Annotated in this window: 11 protein-coding genes; 8 read left to right on the top strand and 3 right to left on the bottom strand. The window is 40.9% G+C overall.

Annotation, left to right across the window (positions count from 1 at the left end):
- Positions 1-8: 8 nt before the first annotated feature.
- Genes I2432_RS08775 through sufB form a run of 3 tightly spaced genes read left to right on the top strand, consistent with a single transcriptional unit; the run spans position 9 to position 3,116 of the window.
- Positions 9-1,235, top strand: a complete 1,227-nt coding sequence (locus tag I2432_RS08775) for a cysteine desulfurase (RefSeq protein WP_111678556.1) — start codon at positions 9-11, stop codon at positions 1,233-1,235.
- Complete coding sequence (sufU, locus tag I2432_RS08770; protein ID WP_111678554.1) at positions 1,222-1,659, top strand: Fe-S cluster assembly sulfur transfer protein SufU; 438 nt, start codon at positions 1,222-1,224, stop codon at positions 1,657-1,659. Before I2432_RS08775 ends, sufU begins: the two co-directional genes overlap by 14 nt.
- 38 nt (positions 1,660-1,697) lie before the next feature.
- Positions 1,698-3,116 carry a Fe-S cluster assembly protein SufB gene (gene sufB, locus I2432_RS08765; RefSeq protein ID WP_012516286.1) on the top strand — a complete coding sequence of 473 codons (1,419 nt, stop codon included), beginning with the start codon at positions 1,698-1,700 and terminating at the stop codon, positions 3,114-3,116.
- 159 nt (positions 3,117-3,275) lie between these two features.
- Here the strand turns inward: sufB and I2432_RS08760 are convergent, their stop codons facing one another.
- From I2432_RS08760 to pbp3 (I2432_RS08750), 3 genes are all read right to left on the bottom strand, one after another.
- Positions 3,276-4,457, bottom strand: coding sequence for a D-alanyl-D-alanine carboxypeptidase family protein (locus tag I2432_RS08760; RefSeq protein WP_111678553.1), 1,182 nt, complete (start codon positions 4,455-4,457; stop codon positions 3,276-3,278).
- Positions 4,458-4,539: 82 nt separating this feature from the next.
- The gene (gene pbp3, locus I2432_RS08755) at positions 4,540-5,775 is read right to left on the bottom strand and encodes a D-alanyl-D-alanine carboxypeptidase PBP3 (protein WP_111678551.1); all 1,236 of its coding nucleotides are present in this window, start codon (positions 5,773-5,775) and stop codon (positions 4,540-4,542) included.
- Positions 5,776-6,086: 311 nt separating this feature from the next.
- Positions 6,087-7,325 (bottom strand): D-alanyl-D-alanine carboxypeptidase PBP3, encoded by a 1,239-nt coding sequence (gene pbp3 / locus I2432_RS08750; protein ID WP_111678549.1) that lies wholly within the window; start codon positions 7,323-7,325, stop codon positions 6,087-6,089.
- A gap of 308 nt (positions 7,326-7,633) precedes the next feature.
- On the opposite strand from pbp3 (I2432_RS08750), the gene I2432_RS08745 reads away from it, so the two are divergent.
- The 5 genes from I2432_RS08745 to I2432_RS08725 all read left to right on the top strand — a co-directional run bounded on the left by I2432_RS08745 (position 7,634) and on the right by I2432_RS08725 (position 14,094).
- Entirely contained in the window at positions 7,634-9,610 is a 1,977-nt protein-coding gene (locus I2432_RS08745) for a peptide ABC transporter substrate-binding protein (protein ID WP_196819673.1), read from the top strand.
- Between the two features lie 63 nt (positions 9,611-9,673).
- Positions 9,674-11,173, top strand: coding sequence for an ABC transporter permease (locus I2432_RS08740; RefSeq protein ID WP_111678545.1), 1,500 nt, complete (start codon positions 9,674-9,676; stop codon positions 11,171-11,173).
- Positions 11,173-12,099: an oligopeptide ABC transporter permease OppC gene (gene oppC, locus I2432_RS08735; RefSeq protein ID WP_043030145.1), complete on the top strand. Its 927-nt coding sequence runs from the start codon at positions 11,173-11,175 to the stop codon at positions 12,097-12,099. Before I2432_RS08740 ends, oppC begins: the two co-directional genes overlap by 1 nt.
- 8 nt (positions 12,100-12,107) lie before the next feature.
- Positions 12,108-13,178: an ABC transporter ATP-binding protein gene (locus I2432_RS08730; RefSeq protein ID WP_012516279.1), complete on the top strand. Its 1,071-nt coding sequence runs from the start codon at positions 12,108-12,110 to the stop codon at positions 13,176-13,178.
- Positions 13,171-14,094 carry an ATP-binding cassette domain-containing protein gene (locus tag I2432_RS08725; protein ID WP_012516278.1) on the top strand — a complete coding sequence of 308 codons (924 nt, stop codon included), beginning with the start codon at positions 13,171-13,173 and terminating at the stop codon, positions 14,092-14,094. The genes I2432_RS08730 and I2432_RS08725 overlap by 8 nt, the downstream gene beginning before the upstream one ends.
- Positions 14,095-14,413: the final 319 nt, after the last annotated feature.

Here is a 14,413-nt window from a genome sequence, read left to right as displayed (position 1 = left end):
AGTTATCATTGTTTGATCCTAATCAAATCAAAGCAGACTTTAAACTACTTGACCAATGTGTAAATGATGAAGCTCTTGTTTACTTAGATAATGCAGCGACAACACAAAAGCCACAGGCAGTGTTAGAGACCCTGCAGGCCTATTATCAAAAGGATAATGCCAATGTTCATCGAGGTGTCCATACCCTGGCAGAAAGAGCAACAAGACAGTACGAGGCTAGTCGTCAAAAGGTTGCTGACTTTATTGGGGCTAAGTCAAGCAAGGAAGTGATTTTCACAAGAGGGACGACAACTAGCTTAAATTGGGTTGGAAAATTTGCTGAGCAGGTCTTAAAGCCAGGTGATGAGGTGCTGATTTCAATTATGGAGCACCATGCAAATATCCTTCCTTGGCAGCAGGTTTGTCAAAAAACAGGGGCAAGGCTTGTCTATGCTTATCTTAAGAAAGGCAAGCTAGACATGAATGATCTGCAATCAAAATTGGGTGCTAGCACCAAATTTGTCAGTATCGCCCATGTGTCTAACGTGTTAGGCTGTGTTAATCCGATTCAGGAGATTGCAAGGCTTGCTCATGCTCAGGGTGCCTATCTTGTGGTTGACGCTGCACAGTCAGTACCACACATGACTGTTGATGTGCAGGATTTAGATTGTGATTTCCTTGCCTTTTCAGGCCATAAGCTACTGGGACCGACTGGCATTGGTGTATTGTATGGCAAGGAGGCTCTCCTTAATCAAATGAATCCAGTTGAATTTGGTGGAGAAATGATTGATTTTGTTTATGAGCAGGAGGCGACGTGGAAGCCTTTACCTTGGAAGCTTGAAGCAGGAACACCCCATATTGCTGGAGCTATTGGTCTTGGTGCTGCGATTTCGTATTTGGATGCTATAGGAATGGATCAGGTTCATGCTCATGAGGCTGATTTAGTTGCTTATACCTTGCCAAGGCTACAGGCTATTGCTGGCTTGACGGTTTATGGTCCTGAACGAGCAGATGAACGCTCAGGTGTCCTTGCCTTTAATATAGATGGCTTACACCCACATGATCTTGCAACAGCTTTAGATTACGAGGGTGTTGCAGTTAGAGCAGGACATCATTGTGCTCAGCCTTTGCATAAGTACTTGGGACTGCATTCAACAGTTCGTGCTAGCTTTTATCTTTATAATACGAGGGAGGATTGTGATCGCTTGATAGAAGCTATTTTAAAAGCAAAGGAGTTTTTTAATGGCACTTTCTAAGTTAAGCAGCTTATATATGGCTGTTGTGGCTGATCATTCAAGACATCCGCATCATCATGGACAGCTTGAGGGCGTAGAGGCAGTCCAGCTTCATAATCCTACTTGTGGAGATGTGATTTCACTGACTGTCAAATTTGCTGGTGACAGGATTGAGGATATTGCCTTTGCCGGTGATGGCTGTACGATTTCGACTGCTTCGTCTAGTATGATGACAGATGCTGTCCTAGGAAAGACAAAGGAAGAAGCATTGGCCCTAGCTGATATTTTTTCAAATATGGTTCAGGGAAATGATGATAGCAATCAGGCTCTCTTGGGTGAAGCTGAGCTATTAGCTGGGGTTGCCAACTTTCCACAGCGTATCAAATGCTCAACCCTGGCCTGGCATGCTCTCAAGCAGGCTATTGAAAAAAGCGAGGAGCTTTAAGTCTCTCTCATTTATTAACGTATAAAGGAAAATGGAAAATGTCTGATATAAATGAAACAGTAGCCCCCCAGCCAATTGATTTAGGTGATTATCAATTTGGCTTTCATGATGATGTTGAGCCTATCTACTCAACAGGTAAGGGCTTAAATGAAGCAGTTGTGAGAGAATTATCAGCTGCTAAAGATGAACCAGAGTGGATGCTGGAATTTCGCCTAAAATCACTTGAAGCCTTTCATAAAATGCCCATGCAAACCTGGGGCGCAGACCTTTCAGATATTGATTTTGATGAGATTATCTATTATCAAAAGCCATCTGATAAGCCGGCTCGCTCATGGGACGATGTTCCAGATAAAATCAAGGAAACCTTTGAGCGCATAGGTATTCCAGAGGCAGAGCGGGCTTATCTGGCAGGAGCCTCGGCACAATATGAGTCTGAGGTGGTTTACCACAACATGAAGGCTGAGTTTGAAAAGCTGGGCATTATTTTTACGGATACGGATTCTGCCTTAAAGGAATATCCTGAGCTATTTAAGCAGTATTTTGCTAAGCTGGTGCCACCAACTGACAACAAGTTAGCTGCCTTGAATTCTGCTGTTTGGTCAGGAGGGACCTTTATTTATGTGCCAAAGGGAGTCAAGGTGGATATTCCCTTGCAAACCTATTTCCGCATCAATAATGAACACACCGGTCAGTTTGAGCGTACCCTAATTATTGTTGATGAGGGCGCTAGTGTGCATTATGTGGAGGGCTGTACAGCACCTACCTATTCAAGTAACAGCTTGCATGCTGCTATTGTTGAAATCTTTGCTTTAGATGGTGCTTACATGCGCTATACAACAATTCAAAATTGGTCTGACAATGTCTATAATTTGGTGACCAAGCGAGCGCGTGCTCTCAAGGACGCAACGGTTGAGTGGATTGATGGTAATCTGGGTGCTAAAACAACCATGAAATACCCTTCAGTTTACCTTGATGGTCCAGGCGCGCGTGGCACCATGCTCTCTATTGCCTTTGCTAATACTGGTCAGCATCAGGATACAGGAGCTAAGATGGTGCATAATGCGCCTCACACCTCATCGTCTATTGTGTCAAAATCTATTGCTAAAAGTGGTGGTAAGGTTGATTATCGAGGTCAGGTTACCTTTAACAAGCTGTCAAAAAAATCAGTCTCTCATATCGAATGTGACACAATCCTGATGGACGACATTTCAAAATCAGATACTATCCCCTTCAATGAAATTCACAACTCTCAGGTAGCTCTTGAGCATGAAGCAAAGGTTTCAAAGATTTCAGAGGAGCAGCTCTATTACCTGATGAGTCGGGGGCTGTCAGAGAGTGAAGCTACTGAAATGATTGTCATGGGATTTGTTGAGCCCTTTACTAAGGAATTACCAATGGAGTATGCTGTTGAATTGAATCGCTTGATCGCCTATGAAATGGAAGGATCAGTTGGCTAGTCAAGAAGCAGCTACATTGACCTTATCCATTAGGGTGACCTGATGGATAGGCTTTTTAAAAGACATAGGTAGTAACCCAAGAGGTTAGTTTTTAAATACCTAAGGCATAAAAAAGACTTCTTGGCAGCTACCAAGAAGTCTTTTTTATCATCAACGGGCCTAACGTCCCATCATAAAGGCCATCAGAGCAAGGAGTAAAACAATAAGGATAACAATGGCTAAGCAAATTAAGACAAGGGGACGATGATCATCGACAAATTGTTCCATTTTTTCAAGAAAAGACTGATCAGTCGTAGCTTGTGGTAGCTGCTTTTTAGAAGCAGCAGCTGTGCTGACTGGCTTAGCAACAAGCCTTTCAAGCTTGCTTCGTTTTGCTTTGGTGAGTGTTTGGCTATCGTTAAAGCCTTTTTCAGTCAAAGCATTAATGAATGGATGACGGTAAAATTCCCCGTTTTGGTCAGACCAATCACCAACTCCCATGACAACTGTAATCAGTCTGGTATTTCCTCGTTTTGCTGTTACAACTGCATTGAAAGCAGCACTTGGGCTGGATCCTGTTTTCATGCCATCAACACCCTCTATTCCAAACTTGCCATCAGGTAGAGAGTGGTTGTAGGAATGGAATTCTTCCTCATAAGGGGTTCCAACCATGGTGCGGACGACGGTTTGATTGGTAAAGTCAAGAATACTAGGATAATTATTCAAAAAATAATAAATTAAGGTTGCAAAATCACGTGCTGTCGTGATATTAGAAGCTGTTAAATCATATTTTTCTGGGACATAATAGCCTTGAAAGGCTTGTGCGATTGCTCCACTAGCATTTGAAAAATGTGTATTGGTCATACCGAGCTCTTTGGCTGTTTTGTTGATCCGATCAATAAAGGCTGACGCATCATTGTTGGATAGGTAGTTGGCAATCATCACCGTTGCAGCATTTGATGACGGAACCACTGTCATAATGATTAAATCACGAATAGGGTACGCAACTCCTGCAACAATATTATTATTGCTGATTTCATAAATTTTACTAATCGCCTGATCAGTCTCTGTTGCGGTAATGGTGGTGTCAAGCGTTATCTTTCCCTTAGCTAATTCCTCAAAAAGGATATAAAGCGTAAACATCTTTGACATACTAGCTGGATCTCTAGGCATATCAATGTTATCCTGCCATAGAATCTCTGAGGTCTTTGCGTCAACAACAATGGAGGCTTTTGGCTTATTAACCTCACTAACGGTATAGCCAGCCTTGCGGGTAATTTCCATGACATCTTCGGCGTGAACCTGAGAAATGCCTAGAAAGCAAAGGCACACCAAAACGAATAGTAGCAATCTTTTAGTCAATTCAAAGCTCCTTAATGTAAAAAATAATGTAAGCTTATTATATCATTTCAATAATACAAATGAAATATATTTTTTGAAAATATTAAGGGTTAATGAGAATGCCAATGACTTTTTGAAAAAAGTCAAATAATTTGCTAAGTTTCCCTTTTTCAGGAATGCTTTTAGCTGAGACAATAGCAACAGCTGACGGTGCTGCTAGATAGCCACTGTCAATGAGCTTAGGATCCTGATAGATAAGGGTACCGACCTTTTTATTTTGACGAATTGGGACCTTGAGTGCTTTGTCTTTGATTCGTAGCGAGTAAGATAGCTCTGTCTGGTCCTTAGGCCGAACAACCGTTAAGGTTTGACTAGCCTTGACCCTTAGTCTTTGCTTTGCTGCTTGTTTAACAATCAGTCTTTCAGGCAAAACTTGGTTTTGAGCAACAAGCTTTTCCAAGGCATAGCTATCAAAGCAATAATCAAGCAGGCGATTGGTCTCAACAAAGCGAGCTCGCTCATCAGTGTCAGATTGATCAGCATGGAGAATAACAGAAATAACTCGCATATTATCCTGCACAGCTGTTGTAATCATTGTTTGCCCGGCTTGGCTGGTAGTGCCTGTTTTAAGGCCATCAACCCCAGCTCTGCCCATCTCGCGACCGGCTAATAGTAGATTAGAGCTAGGCAAGTCCTTCTCACCCCATTTCAATTGGGGCTGTGAGGAGATGGTGAGAAGCTCAGGAAAGTCTTGAATCAACTGCTGTGCAATCAGTGCCAGATCTCTAGCTGTCATCTGATTTTCATCATCTGGCTGTGAGCCTGGATATAGATGCCCCTTTAGCATACTGTTGTTTAGCCCTGAAGCATTGACAAGAAGATAGTCTCTAATCCCCCAAGCCTCCAGCTGTTTTTTCATCATGTCTACAAATGTAGGCTCTGAGCCAGCGATATGCTCTGCTAGAGCTACAGCAGAGCTATTAGCACTAATAATCAGGCTAGATTCAACAAGCTCTTTGATAGTGTAAGGTCTTTGCTCAAATGCTGGGTTGCTGATATCAGGATCAGTGGCTAATTGCAGAGCATATTCAGATAGGGTTACCTGACTATCCCACTGGAGCCGTCCTGCCTTAATTTCCTTCAGGACTAGGTAGACGGTTAGCAGCTTTGTTAGAGAAGCAATGGGCGCCTTTTGCTGAGCCTCTTTGGCATACAGGATTTTTCCAGTTGTCATTTCAACCGCAATGGCTTGACGACTATTAACAGAGAAGTCCTCAGCAAGGGAGGTGTTTGTGATCAGACACATGAGCGCAGCAAGTGTCACAATAAGTTTTTTCATACCATCATTGTAGCAAGGAAATAGTGATCGGTCAAAAGGTCATTGAGTACCTTTAAAGAAGGCTAGGTCAAGACTCTGAGTGAGATGACGTCCCCAAAAATCAAGCCTCAAAAAAACCGTCTGACATCAACAGACTAAAGCTGTCAATTCATACGGTTTTGCTGTTTGCAGAGCTTTTGTAGGCCTTAGAGCTTGCCAGGAGCTCTTTTAGCTACCTTCTTGGAGAGCCTGACACATAATGGTCAACTCTTACGGGATAGCCCTAATGAGGCCTTGGTACTAATGAGTACATAAGGCATAAAAGCTAGTTATTAGAGGTATTGGTTAACATAACGAACAAAATGATTCCACCAGACCTTTAAAAAGAAACTTTTTGGAATCTTTTTTTGAGCCACCAGCTCAACGCTTGGGGCTTGACCTAAATAGCCTTTTCCGATTAAGCTATGATCATTAAGTGTGGCCTTTGCGAGAGTCTGTCCTTTTTGGATAGGCGCTACTAAGGGATTTTTTGTATCGCTTATCTGAAAAGTCGTTTTAGACTTGTCGTCAAGAGCCTTTATCATCGTGAGCTTCTTTTTTGGCACTAGCTGGATCTTCTTTTGAGGACTATCTAAAACAGGAAGCGCTTTAAGCTGATCTGGTTTACCCTTTTCAAGGACAACAACCTTTTTAAAATGTGTCAAAACATACTGCAGCAATTGGTTTGTCGCTGTAAAGACAGCCGTATCGTTGTCCTGGGCATGGTCAGCATTGAGGACAACTGTAATAATACGCATATTGTTTTCGACACTAGTGGCTAAAAAAGAAGAGCCTCCCTTTTCAGAATAGCTAACAAAAAGCCCATCAACACCATCACGATAGTTAGGCATTCCCTTTAGCATGTAGTTATATGAAAAAATCTGTTGATGATTAAACTCAGCCTCAGGCTGACTTGATAGCTTTAAAACCTCAGGAAATTCCTTTAAAAGATGGCTGGTGACAAGAGCAAGATCGGCTGCACTAAATTGATTATCATCATCAAGACTAGATCCCGGATAGATATGCTCCCCTAGTATGTGGTTAGGCAGGCCACTAGCATTGACCACCTTGGCATCTGTAATGCCCCATTTCTTCAATTGAGCGATCATTTTATCAACAAACTTAGCCTCTGTTCCCCCGATTTTTTCTGCTAGGGCAATAGCAGGGCTATTAGCATTGGTGACAATGAGAGCCTTTAACAGCTCTTTAACAGTATACTTTCTAGCATCTAAGGGAACATTGCTTATGGTGTAGTTGGTGGTTAGTTCGTAAGGATAGTTAGAAATCGTTACAGAGCTATCCCATTTTAACTTTCCTGCTTGCACCTCTTTGTACACCAAATAAGCTGTTAAAACCTTGCTTAGAGAAGCCACAGAAACAGTCTTGTTGGCGTCCTTTTCGTATAGAATCTTACCGCTATCAAGCTCAACAGCAATCGCATGCTTAGCGCTAATATCATAATGATCAGCCTGTGCCGGATAAGCCAGACAAGATATGGCTAATGTGATCAAACCTATCAAAACCTTATTCATTTGAACAAATCCTTCTAGTCGTTTTTTTAATTATACCATAATTTTTCAAGGAGCTTGACTAAACCTCTCAGATAAGAGTGATTATTATGAGAAAATGCTGGCTGTTATGATAGCGATAACGAACTGTATAAAAATAGCAAATAATGTATTTTAAACGTCATCAGATCGTCAATAGAAAAAATCTTGCAAAATATTCAGATAATTTTGCGATCAGTATTTCCATCAGCTAAAATTTGTGGTATAATAGCTCCAATTAACCAATTTCATTTATGCTGATAAATGAAAAATAATGTTTAGGGGTGACTTCTATGAAGAAAAGTAAATGGTTGACAACGCTGGGTGTCGCGGCGCTGTCGGTGTCCATCCTGGCAGCCTGTGGAAACAGCTCAAGTAAAAGCAGTGAATCAAAGATTTATAGCTATGTCTATTCTAGTGATCCAAGTACTTTAGACTATATCAGTACAAGTAAAGCAACAACAAATGACATAACAACGAATGCTGTTGATGGGCTTTTGGAAAATGACCAATATGGGAATTTAATCCCCTCTCTTGCTAAGGATTGGAAGGTCTCAAAGGATGGCTTGACCTATACCTACACGCTTCGTGATGGGATCAAATGGTACACATCTGATGGTGAAGAATATGCAGATGTGACAGCTGAGGATTTTGTGGCTGGAGTAAAGCACGCAGCAGATGTTAACTCTGATGCCCTATATATCATTCAGGACTCTATTAAAGGCTTAAACGATTACTTGAACGGTAAGACCAAGGACTTTTCAACCGTAGGTGTCAAAGCGCTTGACAAAAAAACAGTTCAGTACACCCTTAATCAACCAGAAAGCTTCTGGAATTCAAAGCTAACCTATAGTATCCTAGCTCCGGTAAATGCTGACTTCCTAAAATCAAAGGGCAAGGATTTTGGTAAGGCAACAGATCCATCATCTATCCTGTATAATGGTCCATTTCTTATTACAGCTTTGACAAGTAAATCCTCTATCGAGCTTGTCAAAAACGAAAACTATTGGGACGCTAAGAATGTTCACCTTGATGGTGTTCAATTGACCTTTTACGATGGACAGGATCAGGAGTCATTGTTTAGAAACTTTGATGACGGAGCTTACTCAGCGGCGAGATTATTCCCAACAACACCTTCTTACAAAACCGTTAAGAAAAAATATGGAGATAGCATCACTTACGGACAACAAAATGCTACTCTCTACTATGCGGCATTTAACCTAAACCGTACGTCTTACAACCATACTAAGAAGACCTCAGATAGCCAAAAATCAGATACCCAAAAGGCTATCTTAAACAAGGATTTCCGTCAGGCTATGACATTTGCCTTTGATAGAATTGCTTATCAGGCGCAATCAGCAGGTGAAGATGCAGCTAACAAAGCGCTTCGTAGCACACTTGTACCACCGACATTTGTGCAAATTGGCGACAAAGACTTTGGTGATGTTGTTGAGGAGCACTTGGTGACCTATGGTAGCCAGTGGGAAAATGTAAATCTAGATGATGCACAGGATGGCTTGTACAATCCTGAAAAGGCAAAAGCATCATTTGAAAAAGCAAAAGCAGCCCTACAAGCTGAGGGTGTACAGTTCCCAATCCATCTTGATTACCCAATGGATCAAACTGCAACGGTGCTCTTACAGCAGGCTCGCTCTATGAAGCAGTCAATCGAGAAAACATTAGGAACTGACAATGTTGTGATTGATATTATTGAGCTTCAGAGAGATGTTTATGAAAATATTAGTTATCTCGCCGAAACTCCTGCTCAAAATGACTGGGATATTTCAACGGCTTCTGGCTGGGGACCTGACTATGTCGACCCATCATCATATCTTGATATTTTCAATCCAACGCTTGCAAACTCACAAACAAAATCAATTGGACTTGAGCCAGGTAAGGATTTGGCTATTGCTAGTGCAGCTGGCTTAGACGAATTTACAAAGCTAGTGACAGAGGCAGGTAAGATTACTGATGATCTCAATGCCCGCTATACGCTCTACGCTAAGGCTCAAGCGGCATTGACAGACTCTGCTATTTACATCCCAACTATCTCACTTGGTGGAACACCACGTGTAACTAAAATCGTACCGTTTTCAGGTGCCTTTGCTTGGGCTGGTACTAAAAATGACTTTTATTACAAATACGTCAAGCTGCAAGATAAGCCTGTAACTGTTAAACAATATGACAAAGCATTGGCCGAGTGGAAAAAAGAAAAGAAAAAATCTAACGAAGAATATAACAATTCCCTCGAGAAGCATATTGAAAAATAAATTAATGTTCATTAAGAACTTTCTCTTAGAGGAGGAAGTTCTTTTGAACTGCTGGGGACTAGAATGAAAAAATACATATTTGAACGCATATTGAGGTCGCTTGTTTCAATCCTGCTGGTAACTGCACTAACCTATACCATTGTTTTTACCTTAGTGCCAAAAAGCTTGATTTTTAAGCAAGACCCTAATTACAATAAGATGGTGACAACACCTGATAAGAAAACCAATTATCTAAATACTGTTTTTGAAAATATGGGCTATATTTCCTATTACAGCAGTAAAGAACTGCAGAATAAGGCTTCAAAGCTTGATCCTTCTGTAACAACTGCACCAACCAAGGCCAATGAAAAAATATATCAAAAATATATTGCTTCTGTCGGTAATGGTTGGAAGCTTGGGCGCTTTACAGAAAGTAAGGGATTTTATGCCGTTAGAGAGATTCCAATCTATGAGCGCGTGTGGAATTTCTTTAGCCATTTGGTTGTGATTGATCACCCATGGAAAATCAAGGATCCAAAAAATCCAAATCTAGAGCGTTATGTGCGACCAGAAATTGACCCTGCTGTTGGTCCAGCCTTAGTTGGCTCTGGTACTAAGCACAAATACTTGATTTACTTCAACAAGCAATTTCCATTTATCCATCAAAATATCGTAACCTTTGATTTGGGAGTGTCCTATCCAACCTATGCCAATATTCCAGTTGTTCAGGTTATCACTCAAGGACAAGGAAGAACACTTCAAAAAGAGGTCACCTTCCCAACAGGCAAAACAAAGCTGTCTTCAATCGATATTTACTCTCGAACCTATAAAACACCAAGCTCTTTAGATAGCAAGGATATTGCCAATTTTGGTAAGGGTGATGCTTATACCAATACACAAAATAACTATGCAGAGCCATCTATGATTGCAAATTCCTTTAAGATTGGTATTTTCGGTGTCTTGTTGTCCTATCTTTTTGGTTTGCCAATTGGTATGCTGATGGCTTATTATAAGAATGGCTGGTTTGACCGTTTTTCAACGGCTGCCACAACCTTTATGTTAGCCCTGCCAAGCATTGCGCTTATCTATATTGTTCGATTTGTCGGTTCTTATTTGGGCTTGCCAGATACCTTTCCGCTGCTAGGAGCAGGAGATGTTAGGTCTTATGTGCTGCCTGCTCTTATATTAGGAATTCTTGGTACACCAAGTACAGTAGTTTGGTTCCGGCGCTATATTGTGGACCTGCAAGGCAGTGATTTTGTTCGCTTTGCACGAGCAAAGGGGCTTTCAGAATTCGAGATTTCAAAAAATCACCTCTTTAAGCAGGCTATGGTGCCTATTGTTAACGGTATTCCACAGGCCATTGTCGGAACAATTGCTGGTGCAACCTTGACAGAGACGGTGTTTGCTTTCCCAGGAATGGGTAAAATGCTGATTGATTCCATAAAAGCTGCTAATAACTCTATGGTTGTTGGTCTTGTCTTTATTTTTGCTGTTTTATCAATATTAGCCTTGCTAGTAGGTGATATTCTTATGACGATTTTAGATCCACGTATTAAATTATCAGGTAAAGGAGGTAAGTAATGGCAGCAATTGACAAAAATAAATTCACCTTTGTTGAATTGGATAGCTATGCATCAGAAGTCATTGATGCCCCTGCTTACTCTTATTGGAAATCTGTCTTTAGGCAATTCTTCTCACGTAAATCAACTATTTTGATGCTGGTTATTTTAATTGCTATTATTTTGATGAGCTTCATCTATCCTATGTTTGCCAACTATGACTTTGGTGATGTGAGCAATATTAATGATTTTTCAAAGCGTTATATCGCACCTAATGCAGAGTATTGGTTTGGTACGGATCAAAATGGTCAATCGCTCTTTGATGGTGTTTGGTATGGTGCTAGAAATTCAATCTTAATTTCAGTCATTGCTACCATCATCAATATGATTATTGGAGTTGTTATTGGTGGTATTTGGGGTGTTTCCAAGGCAGTTGATAAGGTAATGATTGAAGTGTATAATATCATCTCTAACCTGCCGCAAATGCTCATTATCATTGTATTGACTTATTCTATCGGAGCAGGCTTTTGGAACTTGATTTTTGCCTTTTGTGTGACAGGCTGGATTGGAATTGCTTATTCGATTCGTGTACAAATTTTGCGTTATCGTGATCTAGAATACAATTTAGCAAGTCAGACCTTAGGAACACCCACCCATAAAATTGTCATTAAAAATCTTTTGCCTCAATTGGTTTCGGTGATCGTTTCGATGGTTTCCTTGCTGTTGCCGTCCTACATTTCATCAGAGGCCTTCCTATCCTTCTTTGGCTTGGGATTACCAATCACAGAACCAAGCTTGGGTCGATTAATTTCAAATTATTCAAACAATTTAACAACGAATGCCTATTTATTCTGGATTCCATTGACAACTCTTATTCTTGTTTCCCTACCTTTATACATTGTAGGACAAAACTTAGCAGATGCTAGTGATCCAAGGACGCATAGATAGGAGAAGTCATGACTGAAAAACAAGAAATTATATTAAGTGCTAAAAATATTGTTGTAGAGTTTGATGTGCGTGATCGTGTACTGACCGCTATTCGCGATGTTTCTCTTGATTTGTACAAGGGAGAGGTATTGGCTGTTGTTGGTGAGTCAGGCTCTGGCAAGTCTGTTTTAACTAAGACATTTACAGGAATGCTGGAGGCAAATGGACGTGTTGCTTCAGGGACGATAACCTATGCGGGTCAAGAACTAACAGAGCTTAAAAATCATAAGGACTGGGAAGCTATTCGCGGCTCTAAAATTGCTACTATTTTCCAGGATCCAATGACTAGTCTAGACCCGATTCAAACGATTGGTAGCCAGATTACTGAGGTTATTGTTAAGCATCAGAAAAAATCTAGATCAGAGGCTAAGGCTTTAGCGATCGATTATATGACAAGGGTCGGTATTCCTGAGCCGGAAAAGCGCTTTGGAGAGTATCCTTTCCAATATTCTGGTGGTATGAGACAGCGTATCGTTATTGCCATTGCCCTAGCCTGTAAGCCAGATATTCTTATCTGTGATGAGCCGACAACAGCTCTTGACGTTACCATCCAGGCTCAGATTATTGATCTATTAAAGACGCTTCAAAAAGAGTATCACTTCACCATTATCTTTATCACGCATGACCTAGGAGTGGTTGCAAGTATTGCTGACAAGGTTGCTGTTATGTATGCAGGGGAGATTATCGAGTATGGGAAGGTTGAAGAAATCTTCTATGATCCTCGTCACCCCTACACATGGAGCTTATTATCTAGCTTACCGCAATTGGCAGATGAAAAGGGCGTTCTGTTTTCAATTCCGGGGACACCTCCGTCCTTGTATAAGCCGATTGTTGGGGATGCCTTTGCGCCACGCTCTCAGTATGCTATGGCCATTGATTTTGAAGAAACAGTTCCTCGTTTTACGATCAGTGACACGCATTGGGCAAAAACTTGGCTGTTACATCCAGATGCACCTAAGGTTCAAAAGCCGGCTGTTATCCAAGATTTGCATCAAAAAATATTGAAAAAAATGTCACGCCAGGAGGAAGGAAATGTCTGAAAAATTAGTTGAAGTAAAAGACCTGGAGATTTCCTTTGGAGAGGGAAAGAAAAAGTTTGTTGCCGTTAAAAATGCCAATTTCTTTATCAATAAAGGAGAAACCTTTTCTCTTGTTGGAGAATCAGGCAGTGGAAAGACAACAATCGGTCGTGCCATCATTGGTTTAAATGAAACAAGCTCAGGCGAAATCCGCTATGACGGTAAGATTATTAATGGTAAAAAATCAAAATCTGAAGCTAATGAACTGATTAGAAAAATCCAAATGATTTTTCAGGATCCAGCAGCCAGCCTGAATGAGCGTGCAACGGTTGATTATATCATCTCAGAAGGCCTTTATAATTTTAACCTATTCAAAACAGAAGACGAACGTAAGGAAAAAATTAAACAGATGATGTCAGAGGTGGGCTTGCTTGCAGAGCACCTGACACGCTATCCTCATGAGTTTTCAGGCGGGCAGCGTCAGCGTATAGGTATTGCAAGAGCGCTTGTAATGGATCCGGAGTTTGTTATTGCTGATGAGCCGATTTCAGCTCTTGATGTATCTGTTCGTGCTCAGGTCTTGAACCTGTTGAAGAAAATACAGGCTGAAAAAGGCTTGACCTATTTATTCATTGCTCATGATTTATCAGTTGTGCGTTTTATTTCAGATCGTATTGCTGTTATTCACAAAGGAGTAATTGTTGAAGTCGCCGAAACAGAAGAGCTTTTTGTTAATCCTGTTCACCCTTATACCAAATCTCTGCTGTCAGCGGTACCAATTCCAGATCCCATTTTAGAGCGTCAAAAGAAATTGGTGGTTTATCATCCAGAGCAGCATGATTATTCTGTTGACAAGCCATCAATGGTGGAAATCAAACCAAATCACTTCGTCTGGGCTAACCAGGCAGAAGCGGAGCGTTACCGCAAAGAGCTTTAAGATTAGTTATCATCACATAACAGAATTTAGCCCCAGCTAGATTCTGTTTTTGTCTTTATTGCACAGTTTCTTTGCTTCAACAAGGATAGAAAAATCTAGCATTTTACATCTATTTACAAAAAACCTGTAAAATCCCCTTGACAAGTGTCGGTAAGATATCGTATACTAATGAAGCTGTCGACGAGAGCTAGCTAAGGTTAATGAAAAAAGGTAAAAAAAGTAGTTGACAAAGGTAGCCTAAGCTGATAGAATGTAATAGTTGTCTCGTAAGACAAAGACCTTTGAGAACTGAATAAGACGACCAAACGTGCGGGTTACG

Source organism: Streptococcus equi subsp. zooepidemicus, from assembly GCF_015689395.1.
GTDB classification, from domain to species: domain Bacteria; phylum Bacillota; class Bacilli; order Lactobacillales; family Streptococcaceae; genus Streptococcus; species Streptococcus equi.
The sequence above is the reverse complement of the archived record's forward strand: the minus strand, read 5'-3'. Positions and strand labels throughout refer to the sequence as shown.

What these genes read in the sequence shown, in the direction of transcription:
- sufU (WP_111678554.1), top strand. Translation starts at nt 1,222, where the DNA reads ATGGCACTTTCTAAGTTAAGCAGCTTATATATGGCTGTTGTGGCTGAT.
- sufB (WP_012516286.1), top strand. Translation starts at nt 1,698, where the DNA reads ATGTCTGATATAAATGAAACAGTAGCCCCCCAGCCAATTGATTTAGGT.
- pbp3 (WP_111678551.1), bottom strand. Translation starts at nt 5,775, where the DNA reads ATGAAAAAACTTATTGTGACACTTGCTGCGCTCATGTGTCTGATCACA.
- pbp3 (WP_111678549.1), bottom strand. Translation starts at nt 7,325, where the DNA reads ATGAATAAGGTTTTGATAGGTTTGATCACATTAGCCATATCTTGTCTG.
- I2432_RS08745 (WP_196819673.1), top strand. Translation starts at nt 7,634, where the DNA reads ATGAAGAAAAGTAAATGGTTGACAACGCTGGGTGTCGCGGCGCTGTCG.
- I2432_RS08740 (WP_111678545.1), top strand. Translation starts at nt 9,674, where the DNA reads ATGAAAAAATACATATTTGAACGCATATTGAGGTCGCTTGTTTCAATC.
- oppC (WP_043030145.1), top strand. Translation starts at nt 11,173, where the DNA reads ATGGCAGCAATTGACAAAAATAAATTCACCTTTGTTGAATTGGATAGC.
- I2432_RS08730 (WP_012516279.1), top strand. Translation starts at nt 12,108, where the DNA reads ATGACTGAAAAACAAGAAATTATATTAAGTGCTAAAAATATTGTTGTA.
- I2432_RS08725 (WP_012516278.1), top strand. Translation starts at nt 13,171, where the DNA reads ATGTCTGAAAAATTAGTTGAAGTAAAAGACCTGGAGATTTCCTTTGGA.